The following is a 22,295-nucleotide window of genomic DNA, read 5'->3' on the forward strand; positions in this document are numbered from 1 at the left end:
CGATCACCGACCAGGAGAACCCGATGCCCGTCCCCCAGCAGATCACCCGCCGCGACCTCGCCCCCGTCATCGGCTGGCTCGCAGGCCGGGTCGCCGACCACACCGAACGGCCGGTGCGCGACGTCGATCCGCACCTCCCCCTCGCCGAGCTGGGAATCGAATCGGTGTCCGCGGTGAGCCTGTGCGGCGAGATCGAGGACCGGTGGGACCTCGAACTCGATCCGACCGTGGTGTTCGACTATCCGACGATCGCCGAGCTGGCCGTCTTCGTCGTCGCCGAAACCACACTGCGGCAACGGAAGGCCTCATGACCGACGTCGCAATCGTGGGCCTCGACTGCCGTTTCCCGCAGGCCCCCGACGTCACCGCGTTGTGGACGCTGCTGATGGGCGGCGGCGACGGCATCACCGACGTCCCCGCCGGACGGTGGAACGCGGACACCGTGTTCGACGCCGCCGGTGGTCCCGGCTCGGTCAACAACCGCAGCGGCGGATTCCTCGCCGACGCGGACGCCTTCGACCACGACTTCTTCGGCATCGCACCCCGCGAGGCCGCGGCGATGGACCCGCAACAGCGGCTGCTGCTGCAGTCGGCGTGGCGGGCGTTCGAGGACGCCGCACTCGATCCGCGGGCCCAGGCCGGTTCGAACACCGGCGTGTACGTCGGCGTCATGGCCAACGAGTGGAGTCTCCAGATGCGCGACCTGCCGCGCATCACTCCGCAACTCGGCAGCGGCAACGGCTATTTCATGACCGCCAACCGGGTGTCCTATCAGCTGAACCTGCAGGGCCCGAGCATGGCGATCGACACCGCCTGCTCGTCGTCGCTCGTCGCGGTGCACCTGGCCTGCGCGGCGCTGCGGTCCCTGGACTGCGACCAGGCCCTCGCCGGGGGCGTCAATCTCACGCTGACCCCCACGGTGAACGTCTTCTACACGCAGGCCGGGCTGTCCGCGCCGGACGGCCGGTGCAAACCGTTCAGCGGGGCGGCCGACGGAATCGGCCGCGGCGAGGGTGTCGCGGTGCTCGTGTTGCGCCGGCTCGCGGACGCGCAGGCGGAGGGCCTGCCGATCTACGCCGTGATCACGGGCAGCGCCGTCAACAACGACGGCCGCAGCAACGGGATCACCGCCCCCAACCGCTGGGCACAGCAGCAGGTCGTCGAAAAGGCGTACCAGCGTGCGGGTGTCACGCCCGCACAGGTCGCGTTCGTGGAGGCGCACGGCACCGGGACGGTGCTCGGCGACATGATCGAGATCAAGGCCCTCGGTCACGTCCACGCGGTGCCCCGCCCGCAGCCGTGCGCGATCGGGTCGATCAAGGGCAATCTCGGTCACACCGAGGGCGCGGCCGGGGTGGCCGGACTGATCAAGGCAGCCCTGGCGCTGCACCACCGGGTGGTGCCGCCCAGCCGCGGCGCGGCCGAAGTCAACCCGCGACTCCGGTTGGCGGACAACGGTCTTCAGATCCTGTCCGAGCCGATGCCACTACCCGGCGGCGACGTGCACGGCGCCGTCAGCAGTTTCGGCCTCGGCGGCACCAACGCCCACCTGCTGCTGGCCGCGGCACCCGCCGGCGACCCGCCCGCGGCGAGCACCGGTGGCGGCGTGCTCACCGTGTCGTCGAACGACCGGGACGGCCTCGCCCGCAGCGCCGCCGCCCTGGCCGACGACCTGCTCGCCCACACCGACGCCGAACTGGGCCGGGTGTGCTGGAGCACCAACACGGTCAAGGCATCCGGGCGTCACCGTCTCGCGCTCCCCGCCCACGACCGGAACGAGGCCGCCGCGACGCTGCGCGCGGCGGCCGGTGACGAACACCTGCTCGAGTCGCTGTCCGGGACGGCCCGCCCCGCCAGCGTCGGCTGGTTCTTCACCGGTCAGGGCGCGCAGTACCCGGGAATGTCCCTAGCCCTGCACGAGAACCACGGCGCGTACCGGCGGGCGTTGTCGGACGTGGACGAACGGATGACGCCGCATCTGGGCCGCTCGGTCCGGGACGTGCTGTTCGGTGCCGGCGACGAGATCCACCGCACCGAGTTCGCGCAGCCCGCCCTGTTCGCGGTCGAATACGCGCTGGCCCGGACGCTCGGGGAACTGGGCATCGAACCGGCGTGGCTGCTCGGTCACAGCGTCGGCGAATACGCGGCCGCGGCGCACGCCGGCGTGTTCGGCCTCGACGACGCGTGCCGGCTGATCGTCGCGCGGGGACGGCTCATGCAGCAACTGCCCGCCGGCGGCACGATGCTGGCGGTACGGGCCACCGCGGACGACGTCGCCGGCCTGCTCGCCGGCGAACCCGCGGCCGCACTGGCGGCGGTGAACGGGCCGCGGGACGTGGTGCTGTCCGGGGCGGCAGACGCGGTCGACCGGATCGGCGCCGCGCTGACCGCGGCCGGAGTCCCCGTCCGCCGGCTCACCGTCTCGCACGCCTTCCACTCCCCCGCGATGGCGCCGATCCGGGACGCGTTCGCGGAGGTCGCCGCCGCCTGCACGTACAGCCCGGCCGAGATCCCGATCTTCTCGACCACCCGCGGTCGGCTCCTCGACGTCGGCGAACCGATGGACGCGGCCTACTGGACCGACCACATCACGGCGACCGTGCGGTTCGCAGACGCTACCGCGGCCGCCCTGGCCTGCGATCCGACCCACCTGATCGAGGTGGGCCCCGCACGAATCCTGTTGTCGCTGACCGCCCGCGCCCATCCGGGCTCGCCGGCGCGGCACCTGGCGCCGTGCCCCGGCCCGGCCGCCACCGGCGACGAGCTTCCCGCTACCGTCGCCGCCCTGTACCGGGACGGCCACGACCCGGCGTGGGATGCGCTGTACGAGCCGGGCGCCCGGGTCCGCCGGCGACTGCGCGGCTACCCGTTCGCGACCACCGCCCGCTTCTGGACACCCGAGGACGCACCCACCGAACCCGCAGTACCCACCGTCACAGCCGAACCCACTGTCACTGCAGAGACCGAGGACACCACCATGGACCATCTGATCGCCCTCTTCCGGGAGCAGGCCGCCGTACTCGCTGCCGCCGCCGGGGTCCCCGGGACGGTCCTGTCCGCCCCGGCGTCGCCGCCGGACACCGGGCCGGGTCACGCGGCGGCGACCGGCGACACCGCGGCCCGGGTGCGCGCGGAAGTCGCACGGGTCAGCGGATTTCCCGCGGCCGCGCTGACGGCGACGCAGACGATCGCCGGCGACCTCGGATTCGACTCGATCATGATCACCGACCTGTTCGGCGGGTTGCGCCGCGCCTTCCCCGGGCTCGTCGTCGAACCGGACTGGTTCACACCGGGCCGCACGCTCGGCGAGGTGATCGACCGCGTCACGGCGCACCGTATCCCCGGGTCGCCGCGCACCGTGGCGCCCGTCCCGAATCCGGAACCGGCGGTGGCACCCGAGTTCCGCATCGCCGACTTCCCGGAGGTGCAGGCGCTCGACGCACGGCTGACCGCCGCCGAGGGGCTCGGCGTCACCAACCCGTACTTCCTCGTCAATGACGGCGTCACCCGGGACACGTCGACGATCGGCGGCGAGGAGGTTCTCAACTTCTCCAGCTACAACTACCTCGGCATGTCCGGGCACCCGGCCGTCGTCTCCGCGGTCCAGGACGCGGTCGCCCGGTACGGCAGCTCCTGCTCGGCCAGCCGCGTGCTGTCCGGGGAGAAACCGGTGCACCGCGAACTCGAGGCCGCACTGGCCGGGCTGCTGGGAACCGACGACGCCATCGCCCTGGTCAGCGGGCACGCCACCAACGTCACGGTCATCGGCCACCTCCTCGGGGAGGGTGACCTCGTCGTCCACGACAGCCTCGCGCACGACAGCATCCTGCAGGGCTGCGCACTGTCCGGCGCCACCCGGCGGCCGTTCCCGCACAACGACCATGCCGCACTCGATGCCCTGCTCACCGCGATCCGCTCACAGTACCGGCGGGTCCTCGTTCTCATCGAGGGCGTCTACAGCCAGGACGGCGACATCCCGGACCTGCCCGCGATGATCGCGGTGAAGAAGAAGCACCAGGCGCTGATGATGATCGACGAGGCCCACAGCATCGGAGTGCTCGGCGCCACCGGCGGCGGCATCGGCGAGCACTTCGGCGTCGACCGCGGCGATGTGGAATTGTGGTCGGGCACGACGTCGAAGGCGCTGGCCGGCTGCGGCGGCTACGTCGCGGGCAGCGCCGAACTCATCCGTTTCCTGAAGTACACGACGCCCGGCTTCGTCTACAGCGTCGGGATGACGCCGATGAATGCCGCGGCGTCCCTCGCGGCGATCCGGCAGATGCGCGCCGAACCCGACGCCCTCGACCGGTTGCGTCGCAACTCCCGGCTCTTCCTGCAACTCGCCGCGGACGCCGGAATCGACACCGGGGACAGCCGGGACACCCCGGTCATCCCCTGCATCGTCGGGGATTCGCAGCGCACCCTCGCGCTGTCGGGCGCGCTGCTCCGGCGCGGCATCAACGTCAACCCGATCCTCTACCCGGCGGTGCCGGAGAACCTCGCGCGGTTGCGCTTCTTCGTCACCTCCTGCCACACCGAGGACCAGATCCGGTCCACCGTGGCGGCTCTCGCCGAGGAATTCGCCGCGCTCGCCGCGGCCGCGTAACGCCATGCCGCTCCAGCTGTTCTGCTTCCCGCACGCCGGCGGCGGGCCCACGACGTACCGGCACTGGCACCGCGCCCTGAACCCGCACGTGTCGGTGCGGCCGGTGCACCTGCCCGGGCGCGGAGGCAGGGCCGGGTTCACCGACGTCGAATCCCTCGTCGCCGCACTCGACTGCGAACTCGACGAACAGCTCACGGCGCCGCACGTGTTCTTCGGGCACAGCATGGGGGCGCTGGTGGCGTACCGGCTCGCGTGCCGTCGACGCGCGACCGGTCGCCCTCTCCCGCGGGCGCTGCTGCTGTCCGGGTACGCAGCCCCGCACCTGCCCGCGCCGCTGCCGCCGGTCGACGACCTGGACGACGCGACCCTGATCGCGATGCTGCGCGCCGCCGGGGGTGTTCCCGCCGGCCTCCCGGACCTGCCGGAGTTCCCGGCCCACCATCTTCCCGCGCTGCGGGACGATCTGCGCCTGTGCACCGGCTACCGCGACGCCGCAGACCCGCCGCTCACCTGCCCGGCGCACGTGTTCGGCGGGGACTCCGATCCGCTGGTCGGCGAGCGGGAACTACGTGCCTGGGATCGGCACACCACCCGGCTGTCCGGGGTGCACCTCCTGGCGGGCGATCACTTCTACCTCGACCACGCACCCGAACAGCTCTTCCGGGTGCTCCGGCCGTTGCTGCGCCGCTACGCCGCGGCCGGGTAGGCGGCGTCAGAACAGGCGGGGTGGTCAGCCGCCGTGCGGGGGGACGGGCGGCGGCAACTGCCCGGGCGCTCCCCCCGGATACAGCGGCGCATGCTCGTCGGCGCCGCCGGGCTTGGTGATCGGTCCCGGACCGTCGACGGGCTGCCGTGCCTCGACCTCGGCAGCGCGGACGGCCTGCGCGATGGCCGGATCGGACTTGGTCTCGAACCAGTCGGCGACCTCGTCCGAATCGTCCTCGGGCTTGGGCAGATCCTCCTCCGTGGTGGACGGCTCGTACCGGAACACCCCGTCCTGCCCCTGCGCGCCGAGGGTCTTCGCGAAACCCTTGAGGGCGTCGCCGAAGTCGCTGGGCACCAGCCACACCTTGTTCGCGTCGCCCTGCGCCATCTGCGGCAACGTCTGCAGGTACTGGTACGCGAGGAGTTCGGGGGTGGGTTTGCCGGACTTGATTGCGGCGAACACCTTTTCGATCGCCTTCGCCTGACCCTGCGCCTGCAGGTACTTGGCGGCCCGGTCGCCTTGCGCCCGCAGGATCCGGGACTGCCGCTCACCCTCCGCGGTGAGGATCGACGCCTGCTTCGCGCCCTCCGCGGCGAGGATGCGGGACTGCTTGTCGCCCTCTGCCGTCTTGATCGCCGACTCCCGGTGCCCCTCGGCGGTGAGGATGGTGGCCCGCTTCTCGCGGTCCGCCTTCATCTGCTTTTCCATCGACTCCTGGATCGACGGCGGCGGATCGATGCTCTTGAGTTCGACGCGGGCGACGCGCAGACCCCAGCGGCCGGTGGCCTCGTCCAGCACCCCGCGCAGCTGCCCGTTGATGGAGTCACGCGAGGTGAGCGTTTCCTCCAGCGTCATGCCGCCGACGACGTTGCGCAGCGTGGTGGTGGTCAATTGTTCGACACCGACGATGTAGTTGCTGATCTCGTACACCGCGGCCTGCGGGTTGGTGACCTGGAAGTACACCACGGTGTCGATGTTCAGCGTCAGGTTGTCCTGGGTGATGACCGGCTGCGGCGGGAACGACACCACCCGCTCGCGCAGATCCACCTTGGCCCGGATGCGGTCCGCGAACGGGATCAGGAACGTCAGCTGACCCGACACGGTCCGCGAGTACCGGCCGAGCCGCTCGATCACCGCGGCCTCGGCCTGCGGCACCAGCGCCACCGATTTGGCCACCACCAGCACAACGAACAACACGAGCACGATCAACACGATGAGTGCTGCCATCTACGGTCCCCTCCATACGACGGCGGTCGCGCCGTCAATTTGCATTACCGTCACGGTCGTTCCCGGTGGATACACTTCCGTGCTGTCGAGCGGGCGGGCCGTCCACACGTCCCCGCCGAGTTTGATCTGCCCCGCGTGCTCGGCGACTTCCTCGAGCACCAGGGCCTGCTTGCCGGTGAGCGCCGCGATGCCCGTCGGGGTCGGCGGCGGTGTCTCGAACTTGCGCAACAACACCGGGCGCACCCCGAGGATCAGGGCGAGGGACAGTATTCCGAAAATCACCGCGTCGACCCAGACCGGGAAGTCGGTGATCGCAGTGACCCCGGCAGTGGCCAGCGCACCGCCCGCCAGCATGAGGAGGAAGAAGTCCCCCGTCAACGCTTCCGCGGCGGCGAGCAGCACCCCCGCTACCAGCCAAATCAATGCAGCCACAACACCATCTAACCAGAATCTCCGGAACCGACGGTGACGAAGTCGACCAGCTGTTCGACCGCCCCGATCAGCGGCGCCTCCAGGTCGCGGAACGTGTCGACGGCCGAGTACACCCGGCGCCACCCGTCGCGCGGTGTCCCCCAGCCCAACTCGCGGCACACCCCGGTCTTCCAGTCCTCACCGCGCGGAATCTTCGGCCAGGCCGAGATGCCCACCGCCGACGGGCGGACCGCCTCCCACACGTCGATGAACGGGTGCCCGGTGACGAGCACGTTCGGCCCCAGCCCCTGCGTGAGCTGGGTTTCCTTCGATCCGGTGACGAGGTGGTCGACGAGCACCCCGACCCGCCGTCCCGGTCCGGGGCGGAACTCGGCGAGCCGTTCCCCGAGGTTGTCGAGACCCTCGAGGTGCTCGACGACGACCCCTTCGACGCGGAGGTCGTGCCCCCACACCCGTTCCACCAGGGCGGCGTCGTGCACGCCCTCCACCCAGATCCGGCTGGCCAGCGCGGTCCGGGCCCGCAGTCCCTCCACCTTCGTCGACCCCGACGCCGACCGGGTGGCCGCCGGACCGGCGGGCTTGGCCGCGGGCCGCACCAGGGTGACCGGCTTCCCGTCGATCAGGAACGCCGCCTCCCGCATGGCGAACAACCGGGTGCGCCGCGCCCCGTCCTCGAGCCGGACGAAATCGCCGTCGTAGGTGCGTTCGAACCCCACCACCGCACCGCAGAACCCGGTGCCCGCGTCCTCGACCACGAGGTCCCGCTCGGCCGGGACCGTCGGCGTCACCGGCTTGCTCGCGCGTGGGTGTCCGGAAAAGATGTCGCCGTATCTGTCGCCTCCGCTCACGGGCGCTGACGCTATGCCAGCGGCGCCGTTACACACACGCCGCCACGCCGACATATGCTCGTTTATCGTGACTTCACCCAGCGCCACTCTCACCGTGTGGGCCAGTTCCTGGCTCGCCGGGAACAGTGCACCCGACGACGTCATCGACGCCCTCCACGCGTGGGCGCCGATGCATCTCGCCTGCGCGGAGGATCAGGACACGGCCCGGCGTACCGGGCTGCCGTGGCCCGACCCGCAGGACGCCGGAGTGACGGCGCTGCTGCAGACGATGCGCCGTTCCGTGTCGCAACCCGAGACCGAGATCCGGCTGGTCCTGCCCGGGCCGGGGGACGTGCGCGGGCTGCCCGCGGGCACCGGGTTCGCGTCCGCCGCGACCGGCACCGGCGAGGGTGTCCTCGTCGGGCCGCCCGGCCGTCCCGGGACGGGGCTCGTCCCGCACGTCGAGGGTCCCGACGTGCTGCGGTGGACGGTGTCGACGATCGAGCGGCTCCCCCTCGACGCCCACCACACCGGTCTGGGTGAGGCCGAGTTCACGATGCGGGAGGCGGTGCGCGACGCCGCGGCCGCGCTCGAGGCCCTGCACATGCTCGACTCCGGTTTCGGCGCCGATCCGCGCGCACTGATCGCCGATGCGCTGGCGAAGTCCGCGCTGCACCGGTATCCGACGACGATCGCGCCGCGGGCGCTGCGGATCCTGGACTCGGCCGATCAGGTGGCCGCGATCCTCACCGTCGCCGAGCAGATGGCCCCGGCCCGCACGGTGTCCGCGTCGGGCGCGGCCACCCTCGAGGATCTGCTGCGGCCGCTGCGTTCGGCGGTGCGCTCGGCGCGCACCGCCGCCGTCAATGCGTGTGCGCGGGACGGCCTGACGGCCTGACGACGGCCTTGCAGCAGTCGACCGCGCAGGACGCGCCGTCCAGGGTGGACCCGAGCAGCGGCTCGGTTCCGAGCCGCGCAGCGGACGCACCGGTCAGCTGCTCCGTGACGAGTTCGACGACGAGTTCCGCGAACCGGTGGTCCGTCCCGGGTGTGGCCGCGCGCACGAAGTCGATTCCGAGTTCGGCGGCCTTGTCCCGCGCCTCGGTGTCCAGGTCCCACACCACCTCGAGGTGATCGGAGACGAATCCCACCGGGCACACGATCACCGCGCGCACGCCGTCGCCGGCGAGGGCGTCGAGGTGGTCGCAGATGTCCGGTTCGAGCCACGGCACCTGGGGTGGCCCGGACCGGGACTGCCACACCAGATCGAAGTCGTCGAAGCCGGCGGCCCGGGCGGTGAGCGCGGCGGCCTCGGCCACCTGCCTGCTGTAGAGGCGACCGCCCTCCGCGGGCGGACCGGCGTTGACGTCCGCGGAGACCGGCACGGAATGGGCGGTGAACACCAGCCGGGCGTCTGCCCGGTGCTCGGCGGGGAGCTGCGCGGCGGCCGCGCGGACGGCGTCGGCGAACGCCCCGATCAGCAGCGGGTGGTCGTAGTACTGGCGCAGCTTCAACAGGTGCGGCGCCCCGTCCCCGGCCGCGGCCCGCGCCCGGGAGACGTCCTCGTGGTACTGCCGGCACCCCGAGTACCCGCCCCACGCCGACGTCGGGAACACCAGGGCCGAGCGGACGCCGTCCGCGCCCATCCGGGCGACCGTGTCCTCGACCATCGGATGCCAGTTCCGGTTACCGAAATACACCGGCAGATCGATTCCGGCGCTTGCCAATTCGGATTCGACGCGGGAGATGATGTCGCGGTTGAGGGCGTTGATCGGCGACACACCCCCGAAATGCAGGTAATGCTCGGCGACCGCGTCCAGACGTTCGGGCGGCACCCCCCGGCCCCTGGTGACGTTCTCCAGGAACGGACGCACGTCCTCGGGCTTCTCCGGCCCCCCGAACGACAACAGAAGAAGGGCGTCGAACCGGGAACCGGAACCGTCCGTCGAATTCACAGCGCTCATGTCCCCATCTTCCGTGGTGCCGTTCGGGGCGCACTCCCCGGGTAGTGCCCTAGCCGGCCATCGCGTGGGCGCCGCCGTCGACGTAGATGATCGACGCGGTGGTGCCGGGCAGCCAGTCGGACAACACGGTGCACACGGTCTTCGCGACCGGCTCCGGGTCGTCGACGTTCCAGCCGATGGGCGCGCGCTCGTCCCACGCCGTGTTCAGCTCGTTCATCTGCTTGGCGTCGTCGGTGGCGGTGCCGGCGATGGCCTTGGCGGCGAGGGTCTTGATCGGGCCGGCCGCGACGAGGTTGGAGCGGATACCGCGTTCGCCGACCTCCTTGGCGACATACCGGTTCACCGACTCGAGGGTGGCCTTGGCGACGCCCATCCAGTTGTAGAACGGCACTGCGCGCGCGGGGTCGAAGTCCATGCCGACGATCGACGCGTTGTCGTTGAGCACCGGCAGCAGCGCCTTCGACAGGGACGCGTACGAGTAGGCCGACACCTCGAACGCCACGCCGACGTCGGACCACGGTGCGTCGAAGAACGGGCTGCCCAGGCAGGACCGCGGCGCGAACGCGATGGAGTGCACGACGCCGTCGACACCCTCCGGCGCGATCTCGCGGATGCGGTCGGCGAGGCTCGCGAGGTGCTCGGGGTTCTGCACGTCGAGTTCGAGGGCCGGCGGCACCGGCTGCGGCAGCCGCTGCGCGATGCGGTCGATCAGCCGGAGCCGGTCGAATCCGGTGATGATCACCTTGGCGCCCTGTTCCTGGGCGACCTTGGCGACGTGGAACGCGATGGACGCGTCCGTGATGATGCCGGTGACGAGAATGGTCTTACCTTCGAGCAATCCGCCCATGAGGTGTCCTCCTGTGAAGAAAAGTCCGGGAAGTGGTGTGGGAGTTCTAGTGGCCCATGCCGAGGCCGCCGTCGACGGGGATCACCGCGCCGGAGACGTACGCGGAATCGTCGGAGGCCAGGAAGCTCACCACCGCGGCGACCTCCTCGGGCTTGCCCTGCCGCTGCAGCGGGACGGCGCCGGTGATCATGTCCTTGTACTTGTCGTCGAGGACCGCGGTCATGTCGGTGTCGATGAATCCTGGGGCCACCACGTTCGCGGTGATCGACCGGGACCCGAGTTCGCGGGTCAGCGACCGCGCGATGCCGACCACTCCGGCCTTCGACGCCGCGTAGTTGACCTGGCCGGGACCGCCGGCGAGGCCGACGACCGACCCGAGGAACACGAACCGGCCGAACCGGGACCGCAGCATCGACCGGGTGGCGCGCTTCGCGACGCGGAACGCGCCGGTCAGGTTGGCGTCGACGACGGAGGTGAACTGCTCCTCGGTCATCCGCATGATCAGCGTGTCGTCGGTGATGCCGGCGTTCGCGACGAGGACCTCGACCGGACCCTGGTGCGCCTCCACTTCCTTGAAGGCGCGGTCGATCGACTCGGTGTCCGTGACGTCGCACTGGACGCCGAACAGGCCCTCGGGCGCACCCGAACCGCGGTGCGTGACCGCGACCTTGTGCCCGTCCGCCGCGAGGCGCTGCGCGACAGCGAGGCCGATCCCGCGGTTGCCGCCGGTGACGAGCACCGACCGGGGAGTGGACACCGTCCTCACCGACGCGTCGGTAGTTTCTGGGGTAGACATGCGGATCAACCTATCTGTTCAGATGTGCAGGAGTGGAAACGCGGGGCGGCCGTCAGCAGGGCGCTGGTGCCGGGAACTCCGCCGGAACGCAGATCACGGCAGCCGTTGGCGCAGGACCAGCGCGAGGATCAGCCCCGCCGTGGCGGAGAGGACACCCAGCACGAGCCAGGGGCGGCTGGCGTCGCCGCGGGTGGTCTCGAACCCGATCTGCTCCTCGAGGGTGTCGTAGACGTCCCGCAGTTCCTCCAGGCTCGACGCCGTGAAGAAGCTGCCGCCGGAGAGATTCGCGATCTCTCGCAGCGACGGGTCGTCGACGGGTACCGGGATGCGTTCGTCCTCGATCTCGACCTTGCCGTAGCTGGTGCCGAACGAGATCGTCGAGATGGGAACGTCCTTGTCCTTCGCCTGCCGGGCCGCGGTGAACCCGCCGCGCGGATCGTCCGGGTTCTCGGGGACCGTCTGCTTGCCGTCGGAGAGCAGCACGATGCGGGCGGGCGGCGCCTGATCACTGCCGCCGAGCACCGCGGCCAGCGTGTCGATCGACTGCAGCGACGTGAAGATCGCCTCACCGGTGGCGGTGCGCTCGCTCAGCTGCAGGTTGTCGATCGCGACCTTGGTGGCGTCCCGGTTGGTGGTCGGCGAGACGAGCACCGACGCAGTGCCCGCGAATGCGACGAGACCGAGGTTGATGCCGGGGGTGAGCCCGTCGGCGAACGACTTCGCGGCGTCCTGCGCGGCGGCCAGCCGGGTCGGTTCCACGTCGGTCGCCTTCATCGACAACGACACGTCGATGACGAGGATCACGGTGGCCCGGTTCCGCGGAACCCGCTTGTCCTCCGTCGGGCCTGCCAGCGCCACGCTGAAGAACACCAGCGCCAGCACCATCAGCAGCGCCGGGATGTGCCGGGCCCGGCCCGGCCGCGACGGCGCGACCTTCTCGAGCAGCGCGTAGTTGGTGAACCGCAGGGTGTGCTTCTGCCGCTGCCGCTGCACCCACACGTATCCCACGACCAACGCCACGACGACCAGGAGGAACAGCAACCACCACGGTGAGGTGAACTGCGAAAGACTCACCGGCGGGACCTCTGGTTCGTCGCGGTCCCGTAACTGTGTTTCCGGGCGGACACGAACCGCACCACGTCCGAGATCCAGTCCCGGTCGGTCCGCAGACCGAGCAGCGGGGCACCGCAGCGCCGCAACGACTGCTCCACCTGCAGGCGGTGTTCCTCCGCGGCGCGCGCGAAGTCGGCGCGCAGTTGCGGCGTCGTCGTGAACTCGCGGGTCCGTCCGGACTCCGGATCGTGCAGCACTACATCCCCCAGGTCGGGTAATTCCAGATCTCGCGGGTCGAGCACCTCGACACCGAGTACGTCGTGGCGCCCCGAGATGGCCCGCAGCGACCGCTCCCAGTCGATCGGTCCCAGGAAGTCACTGATGACGACGGCCAGACCGCGGCGGCGCTGCGGCCGGCGCAACGACTCCACCGCCCCCTGCAGGTCGCCCCGCACTCCGTCCGGGGCGTGCGGGGTGGTCGCGATCTGACGCAACATCGCCTGCGCGTGGATCCGGCCGCCGCGGGCCGGGATCCGGGTGGTCTGGGCGCCGGTGGAGACGATCGCCCCGATCCGGTTACCGCCGCCGCTGGTCAGATGCGTGACGGCGGCGGCAGCGGCCACCACCAGGTCCCGCTTCTCACATCCGGCGGTACCGAAGTCCAGGCTCGCCGACAGGTCGACGACGAGCCACGTCTCCAGCTCCCGGTCCGCGACCGACTGCCGGACGTGCGGGTGCGTCGTCCGGGCGGTCACCGACCAGTCCATCTGACGGACGTCGTCACCCGGCTGGTACTCGCGCGCATCACCCGGCTCGGAGCCCGGACCCGGGATCAGGCCCAGATGGTCGCCGTGCAGCACACCGTCGAGGCGGCGGCGGACGGTCAGTTCCAGTGTCCGCAGCGCGGCGGACAGTTTGGGATCACGGAGTTCGCCGGAGCGAAACGACGGCGGCGGGCCGGAACTCTGCGCACCGGCGGTACGCGCACTCACCGTGGCTGGCTCATCGCCGTCGGTCCGGGCACCGACGTGGACGGGACGGGCGGTCCGTTGTGACCGGCGGGAGCGGCCGGGACCGCCGTCGGCTGTGCGGCGATCTGCGGCAGACCCACCGTCTGCAGCACACGGGAGATCACGTCGTCCGGGCTCACCTCGTCGGCGAGAGCGTCGTAGGACAGCACGAGACGGTGACGGAGTACGTCCGGGATCACCTCGAGCACGTCCTGCGGTACCACGTAGTCACGCCCGCGCAGCAACGCCAGCGCCCGCGCCGAGGAGATGATGCCCAGCGTTGCACGCGGAGACGCGCCGTACGCGATCCAGCCGTCGACGTCGGGGAGACCGAACTCCGCAGGCGTGCGGGTGGCCGCGATGACCCGGACCACGTAGTCGACGAGCGCATGGTGCACGAACACACCGCTCGCGACCTTCTGCAGTCGGACCAGTTCCTCGGGATCGAGAACCTGATGCGGTTCCGGCGCGTCGACACCCATCCGGTAGACGATCTCGCGCTCCTCCTCCACCGTCGGGTAGTCGACGAGGATCTTGAACAGGAAGCGGTCGCGCTGCGCCTCCGGCAGCGGGTACACACCCTCGTTCTCGATCGGGTTCTGCGTCGCCATCACCAGGAACGGGTCGGGCATGTGGTACCGCTTGCCGCCGATCGAGACGTGCCGCTCGGCCATCACCTCGAGCAGCGCCGACTGCACCTTCGCCGGTGCGCGGTTGATCTCGTCGGCGAGCACGAAGTTCGCGACGACGGGGCCGAGTTCGGTGTCGAACTCCTCCCGCCCCTGCCGGTAGATGCGCGTACCGATCAGGTCGGTGGGCACCAGGTCCGGGGTGAACTGGACGCGCGAGAACGACCCGCCGACCACCTTCGCGAACGTCTCGACGGCCAGGGTCTTCGCCACACCCGGCACACCCTCGAGCAGCACGTGCCCCTTCGCGAGCAGACCGACCAGGATCCGCTCCACCAGCCGGTCCTGCCCGACGATCACGCGCTTGACCTCGTAGATCGCCCGTTCCAGCGTCTGGACGTCGGCGGCGAGACTGGGCGCGACCGACTTCGTCATCGAGGTCTGCGGGCCCGAATCCTGTGAGGGTGCCTTCGGCGCGGTGGCGTTCTGGGGACCCGATCCGTTGGCCGCACCCCCGTTCTGCACACCTTCGGGAGCGGCCTTCGCGGGCGACTCCTTCCGGGCTGCACCCTCCGATACCGCATCATCACGTGAGGTCACCAAGAATCCACCGCTTTCACCTAGATCGTTCCGCCCGTTCACGTACTTGCTCAACTATTCCAGGTGCAAGCAACCCCCGCCGCAACCAAGCACGATCCGCACCGCGGACTACTTCATCGACATCATGGATCACGACACCATACGGACAGCGTAAGGGGTCATGCCGTCCCATCGCACCGGGGAGATCTTGACGACGTCTCCCGACTCGGGCGCCTCCAGCATCTGGTCGTCTCCGAGGTACAGAGCGACGTGCTGGCTGGCGTTCGGGCCCCAGAAGATCATGTCGCCGCGCTGCATCTCCTCCGAGGGAACCTGTTCACCCGCGGTGTACTGATAACCGGTGTAGTGCGGCAGCGAGATGCCGATCCCGGCGAACGCGTAGATCATCAGACCGGAGCAGTCGAAACCGACCTTGTTGAAGTCGCCGTAACTGTCGGCGACACCGCCGTCGCGGATACCCAGGGTGGGGCCTTCCTCGTCGCCGCCGCCCCACGCGTACTCCACACCGATCTGGGACAGGCCGCGGTCGATGACGGTTTCGATGGCCTCACTGCCCGTCAGGTCCTCACCGCTGGTCGACGGTTTCGACTTGGGGGTGGATTTCGGCGTGGTCGTGGCGGAGTCCTCGTCCTCCGAATCGTCCTCGATCGTGGTGTGCGCCCGCTGCCCCGCGGCGAGTTCCGCGGCCCGCTGGCGTGCCGCCTCGTTGGCGGCGACCCGCGCGGCGGCCTGCGTCGCGGCCTCCCGGGCCGCGGCGGCGATGGCAGCCTTCTGCGCGTCCTCGGCGCGCTTCTGCTCCTCCCACGTCGCGTACGCCTCACGCTGCCCCTCCAGCCCCGCGACGTTCCCGCGGGCGGCGTCGAGCTGGGCCTGCGCGGCCGCCCGGTTGCTCTCGATCTGCGCCTTCTTGGCCGCCTGGTCCTGCAACGCCGACCGGGCGATCGCGATCGCCTGCTCCGCCAGCGACTTCTTCGACGCTGCCTGGTCGGCGGCCACGTCCGCCTGCTGCTTCGCCTCGCGCGCGGCGGAATCCTTGTTGGCCTGGGCGGTCCGGGCGCGCTGCAGACCCTCGAGCACCGCGTTCTGGCTGGTGGCGAGAAGTTTCAGCACCTGCGCGCGGTCCAGGACGTCACCGGGCCCCTGGGCGCCGAGGTACGTCGAGATCGCGGAGACGTTGGTGCCCTGCGTGTAGCTCGACCGGGCGTACTTGTCGAAGTCCTTCTGCGCCAGCTCGATCTGTGCGCCGGCGTCGCGCAGCGCCTGCTGGGACGCCCCGACCACGCTGGCGGCCAGATCGGCGGCGCTGCGGGCGTTCTGCAGATCGACCAGCGCCCGGTTCACGTCCTCGCGCTTGATGGCGACCTCGTTGTCGAGCTGGGCGAGTTGCTGATCCGCGGAGGCGACCTGGTTGATCAATTCGCTGACCTGCCCGAGGCCCGCCGACACCTGGGTCTGGGCCTGTGCGATGTCGGAGTCGGACGGATTCGGCGGCGGGGGCGGTACTGCGGCGGCCAGGCCGGGCGTGCTGCCGACCAGGGCGCCGACGATGCCCAGTCCGATCAAGAGGCGCGCCGCGCGAGCGCGCCTGCGGGAGAAGCTACGGTGCCCCACTCCAGCTCGTGCTTGTCGCTTCACAACTCTCTCCCTCGGTTCTGCACCGATCGCGCAGGCCGCGCTGTGCTCGTCGTGGGGAGAAATTGCGGCAGCCACACCTTCCGTGTTTCGGCGACACCGAACTACGCCGGAACGCCGTCACTCTGGACGTCAATCACCAGCCTGCGACACTTCTTCCCCAAGAGCGCCAAATGCACCGTACGACACTTCCGGACTCTATGGAAACTTTAGTCACAAATAACACATGAGTAATTTGACCAGCGGAAATGCCGAACTGTGAATCGTCGGCGCTATTTACGCCCATCGACGCAGGCAGCGGCCTCACACGGGCGAACCGTGAAAATTGCCGCCGAGTTATCCGGGGAATTCGGAAGGCGTCAGGGCTTCTGTCGCTCGTACGTCGTGCCGGCACCCGGGGCACTGTCACCCTTATTCGCGGTGCCGCCGCCGTTCGAGGCGGACGCCCGGCGCGACTTCGCGAAGAACGTCGCGGCCGACGCGATGACGACGATCGCCACGATGACGGCCGTGAACAGGGCCCACGGCGGCCCCGGCTCGACCACCTCGTCGACGAAGTGATTCGCGGAGACCACCGCGTCGCCGGTGTACGTGCGGTCCTGACCCGATTCGAGCAGCACCCGGCTGATCGAGTCGCTGTACGTGCCGACCCAGCTGGGGCTCAGGACCAGAACGGTGCCGCCCTCCTCCGCTCCGACCTCGGTCGCGAGGTCGCGCAGCTGCGAGTCGCGGCCGGGATCCTCGTCCAGCACCACGATGCTCAGCTTGATGCCGTGCTCGGCCGCGCGGTCGACGACGGCGGCGAGTTCACCGGTCTCGTCGGACGGTGCCGACACCCCATCGTCGGACACGTCCGCGACCACGTCGGAGACGTCGATGTCTTCCGGAAGGTCCGTCGACAACGGGAGGGCCGAATGGACGGGAACCGTGACACTGGCAGGAAGTGCGGTGGCGATAGGGGCAGGCATCTCTCATCCGGGTTTGCTGTAGGAACGTAAGCCTCGCGTGAACACTACGTGAGGTGTCCCCGAAGTTCCGTTCCGTCCGGCCGCGTCCCCGCCGCGATAGTGGAGAATCGCCGGGGGCACGGGCCCGTTTCCGCCCCGAATTCTCACAGGACAAGCGTACTGTTAGACTACCGGAGGTACCGCGGTAGGGGCCGATTCCGTCATCGCTAGCACGACAGCGCACACGGATCAGCCGTGCCCGCAGTGCCTGCAGCCGTCGACACAGCCCCGTCGGTGGCGACCCTCACATAGACGAGTGGAGCTGACGTGAGCACCAGTATTGATTCATTCGGAGCAAAGGGAACCCTCGAGGTCGGTGAGAACTCCTACGAGATCTTCCGACTCGCGGCCGTCCCCGGCACCGAGAAATTGCCTTACTCCTTGAAGGTTCTCGCCGAGAACCTTCTCCGCACCGAAGACGGAGCCAACATCACCGCGGATCACATCCGCGCAATTGCAGGCTGGGATCCCTCGGCTCAGCCGAGCATCGAAATCCAGTTCACGCCGGCTCGTGTGATCATGCAGGACTTCACCGGCGTTCCCTGCGTCGTCGACCTCGCCACCATGCGTGAGGCTGTCACCGCCCTCGGCGGCGACCCCAACAAGGTCAACCCGCTCTCCCCCGCCGACATGGTCATCGACCACTCGGTCATTCTCGACATCTTCGGCCAGGCCGATGCACTCGAGCGCAACGTCGACCTCGAATACGAGCGAAACGGCGAGCGTTACCAGTTCCTCCGCTGGGGCCAGGGCGCATTCGACGACTTCAAGGTCGTCCCCCCGGGAATGGGCATCGTTCACCAGGTCAACATCGAATACCTGGCACCGACCGTCATGGCACGTAACGGCCAGGCATACCCCGACACCTGTGTCGGCACCGACTCGCACACCACGATGGTCAACGGCCTGGGCGTGCTGGGCTGGGGCGTCGGCGGCATCGAAGCCGAGGCAGCCATGCTCGGTCAGCCGGTCTCCATGCTCATCCCCCGCGTCGTCGGCTTCAAGCTCTCCGGTGAGATCAAGCCCGGCGTCACCGCGACCGACGTCGTGCTCACCGCCACCGAGATGCTCCGCAAGCACGGCGTGGTCGGTAAGTTCGTCGAGTTCTACGGCAAGGGTGTTGCCGAGGTTCCGCTCGCGAACCGCGCAACCCTCGGCAACATGAGCCCCGAATTCGGTTCCACCGCAGCGATCTTCCCGATCGACAGCGAGACGATCGACTACCTGCGCCTCACCGGCCGCAGCGACGAGCAGCTCGCCCTCGTCGAGGCCTACGCCAAGGAACAGGGCCTGTGGCACGATCCCGACAAGGAGCCCGTCTTCTCCGAGTACATCGAGCTCGATCTGGGAACCGTTGTTCCCTCGATCGCCGGCCCGAAGCGCCCCCAGGACCGAATCCTGTTGTCGGAGTCGAAGACCGCGTTCCGCAAGGACATCCACAACTACGTGGAAGAGAACTATCCGACCGAGCACACCCAGCTCGACGAGGCCGTCGAGGAATCCTTCCCGGCGTCCGACCCCGCAGTCCTGTCGTTTGCCGATGACGGAGCAGTCGACGTTCTCTCCGCCGCCAACGGCGCAGAAGGCCGCCCGAGCAAGCCGGTTACCGTCAAGTCCGACGCAGGCGAGTTCGTTCTCGATCACGGCGCCGTCGTCGTTGCCGGCATCACTTCCTGCACCAACACGTCCAACCCGTCGGTCATGCTCGGCGCTGCGCTGCTTGCGCGTAACGCCGTCGAGAAGGGCCTCGCCACCAAGCCGTGGGTCAAGACCAACATGGCACCCGGTTCACAGGTTGTCACCGACTACTACGAGAAGGCCGGCCTCTGGCCGTACCTCGAGAAGCTCGGCTACTACCTCGGCGGCTACGGATGCACCACGTGCATCGGCAACACCGGCCCGCTGCCCGAGGCAGTGTCCAAGGCCATCAACGACAACGACCTGTCGGTCACCGCGGTGCTCTCGGGCAACCGCAACTTCGAGGGACGCATCTCCCCCGACGTCAAGATGAACTACCTTGCCTCCCCGCCGCTCGTCATCGCCTACGGCCTTGCGGGAACCATGGACTTCGACTTCGAAACCGACTCCCTCGGCGACGACAGCGATGGCAACCCCGTGTTCCTGAAGGACATCTGGCCGTCCACGCAGGAGATCGAAGAGACCATCAAGACGGCGATCAGCCAGGACATGTTCCGCAAGTCCTACGCAACGATCTTCGCGGGCGACAGCCGCTGGCAGAACCTCTCGACCCCTGAGGGTGACACCTTCGAGTGGGACGAGAACTCGACCTACGTCCGCAAGGCTCCGTACTTCGACGGCATGCCGAAGGATCCGGCTCCGGTCAAGGACATCAAGGGCGCTCGCGTCCTCGCCCTGCTCGGCGACTCGGTCACCACCGACCACATCAGCCCGGCAGGTCCGATCAAGTCCGGCACCCCCGCCGCGCAGTACCTCGATTCCCATGGCGTCGAGCGCAAGGACTACAACTCGCTCGGCTCGCGTCGCGGAAACCACGAGGTGATGATCCGCGGAACGTTCGCGAACATCCGTCTGCGCAACCAGCTCCTCGACGACGTCTCCGGTGGCTACACCCGCGACTTCACGCAGGACGGCGGCCCGCAGGCCTTCATCTACGACGCGTCGCAGAACTACCAGAAGGCCGGCATCCCGCTGGTCGTCCTGGGCGGCAAGGAGTACGGCTCCGGATCGTCGCGTGACTGGGCCGCCAAGGGCACCAGCCTCCTCGGCGTCAAGGCCGTCATCACCGAGTCGTTCGAGCGCATCCACCGCTCCAACCTCATCGGCATGGGCGTCGTTCCGCTGCAGTTCCCGGCCGGCGAGTCGGCTGCGTCGCTGAAGCTCGACGGCACCGAAACCTTCGACATCGAAGGCGTCGAGAAGCTCAACGAGGGCGTCACCCCGAAGACCATGAAGGTCACGGCAACGCGGGAGAACGGCGAGAAGGTCGTGTTCGACGCAGTCGTACGCATCGATACCCCCGGTGAAGCGGATTACTACCGCAACGGCGGCATCCTGCAGTACGTGCTCCGCAACATGATCAAGGGCTAGGCGCTCTAGGCGCTCCGCGCCTGTGCGTGTTTCCGGCCTGAACCGGCACTGAGCGCGCACGACCACTTCGAGCGGATCTCACCGTCTTGAATGACTGGTCGTGCGCGCTCAGTGCTTGAGGTCACCTTTCTCGCGAAGGGCCGAAAACAGTGCACAGGCCGACGAAGGAGGCACTTTGCCCAAGGTCAGTGAAGACCATCTCGCGGCCCGGCGCAGTCAGATCCTGGACGGCGCCCGCCGATGCTTTGCCGAATACGGTTACGACGGCGCCACCGTCCGCCGGCTCGAGGAAGTGACCGGACTGTCACGCGGGGCGATCTTCCATCACTTCAAGGACAAGGACGGGTTGTTCCTGGCGCTCGCCCACGAGGACGCGACCAGGATGGCCGACGTGGTCGCCCACGAGGGTCTCGTCCAGGTGATGCGGGACATGCTCGCCCAGCCCGACCAGTTCGACTGGCTGGGAACCCGACTCGAAATCGCCCGGCGGCTGCGAAACGATGCCGATTTCCGCAGAAGCTGGTCGCAACGGTCGGCGGAACTGACCGAGGCGACGATGGCGCGCCTCGCGCGGCAGAAGTCCGCGGGCCGCCTCCGCGACGACGTGCCGACCGACGTCCTCATCGGCTACCTGGATCTGGTGCTCGACGGTCTCGTCGCACGCATCGCCTCCGGGCACGCCGGTGACAACCTGTCGGCCGTGCTCGACCTCGTCGAGGAATCCGTCCGACGCCGCGACTGACCCCGCACTCCCACCGGCACCGGTCAGGTCTTACGACGGTGAGCTCCGCCTCGTCCGCGGAGCTCCACCTCGGACTCCGCGAGAATGTTGCGGACGAACCCGTACGATCGCCCCATTTCCCGGGCGAGGGAACGAATGCTCGCCCCGGCCTGGTAGCGCTGTTTCAGCTCCGCCTGCAGATCGGCGCGCGACGGTCCCGTGATCCGAGCGCTCTTGGCGAAGACCCCGATGTCAGCCATGAACTCCTCCAGTCGGCGAGCGACGGTGGTTTCCACGGTAGAGCGCAGCGACGGGGATATCTACGTAGAGCGCAGCGACGGCGATATCTACGGAGAGGTGTTCAGGCGAGCTGGATCAGTTCCAGGTAGTCCTGCGACCAGTGGTCCTCGGTGCCGTCTGGCAGGAGGATGACCCGCTCCGGGTCGAGCGCCTCGGCGGCACCCGGGTCGTGGGTCACCAGCACGACGGCCCCGGTGTAGCTGCGGAGCGCGTCGAGGACCTGTTCGCGGGAAACGGGGTCGAGGTTGTTGGTCGGCTCGTCGAGCAGCAGGACGTTCGCCGCCGACGACACGAGCCCGGCGAGCGCGAGGCGCGTCTTCTCACCCCCGGACAGGGTTCCCGCCGGCTGCTCGAGCTGCGGGCCGGTGAACATGAACGCGCCGAGCAGCGAACGCAGTTCCTGCTCCCCCGTGTCCGGCGCCGCGTGGCGAATGTTCTCCCACACCGACGCGTTGTCGTCGAGAGTGTCGTGTTCCTGTGCGAAGTAGCCGATCTTCAGGCCGTGACCGGGGACGAGTCCGCCGGCGTCCGGCGTCTCGACACCGCCGAGGATGCGCAGCAGCGTCGTCTTACCCGCACCGTTGAGGCCGAGAACGACGACGCGTGACCCACGGTCGATCGCGAGGTCCACGCCGGTGAAGATCTCGAGCGAGCCGTAGACCTTGGTCAGGTTCTCCGCCATCAGCGGCGTCTTGCCGCACGCGGCCGGCTCGGGGAACCGGATCCGGGCCACCTTGTCGGACACGCGTTCCGCGTCGAGATCCGACATCAGCTTGTCTGCGCGCTTCGCCATGTTCTGCGCCGCCACGGCCTTGGTGGCCTTCGCGCCGAGCTTCGCGGCCTGCGTGCGCAACGCACTCGCCTTCTTC

At 69.3% G+C, this 22,295-nt stretch carries 19 protein-coding genes; 6 read left to right on the forward strand and 13 right to left on the reverse strand.

Translation table 11 applies throughout. From position 1 onward, the window contains the following. The first annotated feature begins 23 nt into the window (after window positions 1-23). From MLGJGCBP_RS30290 to MLGJGCBP_RS30300, 3 genes are read left to right on the forward strand one after another with little or no spacing between them, the layout of a single operon-like run. Window positions 24-311 carry an acyl carrier protein gene (locus tag MLGJGCBP_RS30290; RefSeq protein WP_160100266.1) on the forward strand — a complete coding sequence of 96 codons (288 nt, stop codon included), beginning with the start codon at window positions 24-26 and terminating at the stop codon, window positions 309-311. Next, window positions 308-4,606, forward strand: coding sequence for a type I polyketide synthase (locus MLGJGCBP_RS30295; protein ID WP_160100268.1), 4,299 nt, complete (start codon window positions 308-310; stop codon window positions 4,604-4,606). Before MLGJGCBP_RS30290 ends, MLGJGCBP_RS30295 begins: the two co-directional genes overlap by 4 nt. A gap of 4 nt (window positions 4,607-4,610) precedes the next feature. Next, window positions 4,611-5,312, forward strand: coding sequence for a thioesterase II family protein (locus MLGJGCBP_RS30300; RefSeq protein WP_087561278.1), 702 nt, complete (start codon window positions 4,611-4,613; stop codon window positions 5,310-5,312). 24 nt (window positions 5,313-5,336) lie between these two features. Here MLGJGCBP_RS30300 and MLGJGCBP_RS30305 read toward each other — a convergent pair whose 3' ends face one another. Genes MLGJGCBP_RS30305 through MLGJGCBP_RS30315 form a run of 3 tightly spaced genes read right to left on the reverse strand, consistent with a single transcriptional unit; the run spans window position 5,337 to window position 7,819 of the window. Beyond that, on the reverse strand, window positions 5,337-6,539 hold the full coding sequence (locus MLGJGCBP_RS30305; RefSeq protein ID WP_160100270.1) for an SPFH domain-containing protein: 1,203 nt from the start codon (window positions 6,537-6,539) through the stop codon (window positions 5,337-5,339). After that, window positions 6,540-6,971 carry an NfeD family protein gene (locus tag MLGJGCBP_RS30310; RefSeq protein ID WP_087561276.1) on the reverse strand — a complete coding sequence of 144 codons (432 nt, stop codon included), beginning with the start codon at window positions 6,969-6,971 and terminating at the stop codon, window positions 6,540-6,542. Between the two features lie 8 nt (window positions 6,972-6,979). After that, window positions 6,980-7,819 carry a DUF3097 domain-containing protein gene (locus MLGJGCBP_RS30315; RefSeq protein WP_087561275.1) on the reverse strand — a complete coding sequence of 280 codons (840 nt, stop codon included), beginning with the start codon at window positions 7,817-7,819 and terminating at the stop codon, window positions 6,980-6,982. 67 nt (window positions 7,820-7,886) lie between these two features. Here MLGJGCBP_RS30315 and MLGJGCBP_RS30320 point away from each other — a divergent pair, with 67 nt between their 5' ends. Further along, complete coding sequence (locus tag MLGJGCBP_RS30320; protein WP_160100272.1) at window positions 7,887-8,696, forward strand: hypothetical protein; 810 nt, start codon at window positions 7,887-7,889, stop codon at window positions 8,694-8,696. On the opposite strand, the gene MLGJGCBP_RS30325 is transcribed toward MLGJGCBP_RS30320, so the two are convergent. The 8 genes from MLGJGCBP_RS30325 to MLGJGCBP_RS30360 form a co-directional block, all read right to left on the reverse strand. Beyond that, the gene (locus tag MLGJGCBP_RS30325) at window positions 8,662-9,762 is read right to left on the reverse strand and encodes a ferrochelatase (protein ID WP_160100274.1); all 1,101 of its coding nucleotides are present in this window, start codon (window positions 9,760-9,762) and stop codon (window positions 8,662-8,664) included. The genes MLGJGCBP_RS30320 and MLGJGCBP_RS30325 overlap by 35 nt on opposite strands. 49 nt (window positions 9,763-9,811) lie before the next feature. Beyond that, window positions 9,812-10,609: an NADH-dependent enoyl-ACP reductase InhA gene (gene inhA, locus MLGJGCBP_RS30330; RefSeq protein WP_005241845.1), complete on the reverse strand. Its 798-nt coding sequence runs from the start codon at window positions 10,607-10,609 to the stop codon at window positions 9,812-9,814. A 46-nt stretch (window positions 10,610-10,655) separates the two neighbouring features. Then, a complete protein-coding gene (gene fabG1 / locus MLGJGCBP_RS30335) occupies window positions 10,656-11,405 on the reverse strand; it encodes a 3-oxoacyl-ACP reductase FabG1 (protein WP_072942052.1) in 750 nt (249 codons plus the stop codon). Between the two features lie 93 nt (window positions 11,406-11,498). After that, the gene (locus MLGJGCBP_RS30340) at window positions 11,499-12,479 is read right to left on the reverse strand and encodes a VWA domain-containing protein (RefSeq protein ID WP_160100276.1); all 981 of its coding nucleotides are present in this window, start codon (window positions 12,477-12,479) and stop codon (window positions 11,499-11,501) included. Beyond that, on the reverse strand, window positions 12,476-13,450 hold the full coding sequence (locus tag MLGJGCBP_RS30345) for a DUF58 domain-containing protein (RefSeq protein WP_124390935.1): 975 nt from the start codon (window positions 13,448-13,450) through the stop codon (window positions 12,476-12,478). The genes MLGJGCBP_RS30340 and MLGJGCBP_RS30345 overlap by 4 nt, the downstream gene beginning before the upstream one ends. Further along, window positions 13,447-14,622 (reverse strand): AAA family ATPase, encoded by a 1,176-nt coding sequence (locus MLGJGCBP_RS30350; protein WP_087561269.1) that lies wholly within the window; start codon window positions 14,620-14,622, stop codon window positions 13,447-13,449. The genes MLGJGCBP_RS30345 and MLGJGCBP_RS30350 overlap by 4 nt, the downstream gene beginning before the upstream one ends. Before the next feature lie 204 nt (window positions 14,623-14,826). Beyond that, complete coding sequence (locus MLGJGCBP_RS30355) at window positions 14,827-16,308, reverse strand: NlpC/P60 family protein (protein WP_179220430.1); 1,482 nt, start codon at window positions 16,306-16,308, stop codon at window positions 14,827-14,829. A 380-nt stretch (window positions 16,309-16,688) separates the two neighbouring features. Further along, a complete protein-coding gene (locus tag MLGJGCBP_RS30360; RefSeq protein ID WP_087561267.1) occupies window positions 16,689-17,297 on the reverse strand; it encodes an Rv1476 family membrane protein in 609 nt (202 codons plus the stop codon). A 306-nt stretch (window positions 17,298-17,603) separates the two neighbouring features. Between MLGJGCBP_RS30360 and acnA the strand changes: the two genes are divergently transcribed. Both acnA and MLGJGCBP_RS30370 read left to right on the forward strand, forming a co-directional pair. Then, window positions 17,604-20,405 (forward strand): aconitate hydratase AcnA, encoded by a 2,802-nt coding sequence (gene acnA, locus MLGJGCBP_RS30365; protein WP_087561266.1) that lies wholly within the window; start codon window positions 17,604-17,606, stop codon window positions 20,403-20,405. Between the two features lie 175 nt (window positions 20,406-20,580). Next, a complete protein-coding gene (locus tag MLGJGCBP_RS30370; RefSeq protein ID WP_015890666.1) occupies window positions 20,581-21,147 on the forward strand; it encodes a TetR/AcrR family transcriptional regulator in 567 nt (188 codons plus the stop codon). Window positions 21,148-21,170: 23 nt separating this feature from the next. Here the strand turns inward: MLGJGCBP_RS30370 and MLGJGCBP_RS30375 are convergent, their stop codons facing one another. Both MLGJGCBP_RS30375 and MLGJGCBP_RS30380 read right to left on the reverse strand, forming a co-directional pair. After that, on the reverse strand, window positions 21,171-21,386 hold the full coding sequence (locus tag MLGJGCBP_RS30375) for a helix-turn-helix domain-containing protein (RefSeq protein ID WP_043825986.1): 216 nt from the start codon (window positions 21,384-21,386) through the stop codon (window positions 21,171-21,173). A 101-nt stretch (window positions 21,387-21,487) separates the two neighbouring features. Beyond that, a partial coding sequence (locus MLGJGCBP_RS30380) for an ABC-F family ATP-binding cassette domain-containing protein (protein WP_160100278.1) occupies window positions 21,488-22,295 on the reverse strand: 808 nt, incomplete at its 5' end.

This window comes from Rhodococcus sp. T7, assembly GCF_009872365.1.
Lineage (GTDB): Bacteria > Actinomycetota > Actinomycetes > Mycobacteriales > Mycobacteriaceae > Rhodococcus_F.

What these genes read in the sequence shown, in the direction of transcription:
- inhA (WP_005241845.1), bottom strand. Translation starts at nt 10,609, where the DNA reads ATGGGCGGATTGCTCGAAGGTAAGACCATTCTCGTCACCGGCATCATC.
- fabG1 (WP_072942052.1), bottom strand. Translation starts at nt 11,405, where the DNA reads ATGTCTACCCCAGAAACTACCGACGCGTCGGTGAGGACGGTGTCCACT.
- MLGJGCBP_RS30290 (WP_160100266.1), top strand. Translation starts at nt 24, where the DNA reads ATGCCCGTCCCCCAGCAGATCACCCGCCGCGACCTCGCCCCCGTCATC.
- MLGJGCBP_RS30325 (WP_160100274.1), bottom strand. Translation starts at nt 9,762, where the DNA reads ATGAGCGCTGTGAATTCGACGGACGGTTCCGGTTCCCGGTTCGACGCC.
- MLGJGCBP_RS30360 (WP_087561267.1), bottom strand. Translation starts at nt 17,297, where the DNA reads ATGCCTGCCCCTATCGCCACCGCACTTCCTGCCAGTGTCACGGTTCCC.
- MLGJGCBP_RS30305 (WP_160100270.1), bottom strand. Translation starts at nt 6,539, where the DNA reads ATGGCAGCACTCATCGTGTTGATCGTGCTCGTGTTGTTCGTTGTGCTG.
- MLGJGCBP_RS30375 (WP_043825986.1), bottom strand. Translation starts at nt 21,386, where the DNA reads ATGGCTGACATCGGGGTCTTCGCCAAGAGCGCTCGGATCACGGGACCG.
- MLGJGCBP_RS30300 (WP_087561278.1), top strand. Translation starts at nt 4,611, where the DNA reads ATGCCGCTCCAGCTGTTCTGCTTCCCGCACGCCGGCGGCGGGCCCACG.
- MLGJGCBP_RS30295 (WP_160100268.1), top strand. Translation starts at nt 308, where the DNA reads ATGACCGACGTCGCAATCGTGGGCCTCGACTGCCGTTTCCCGCAGGCC.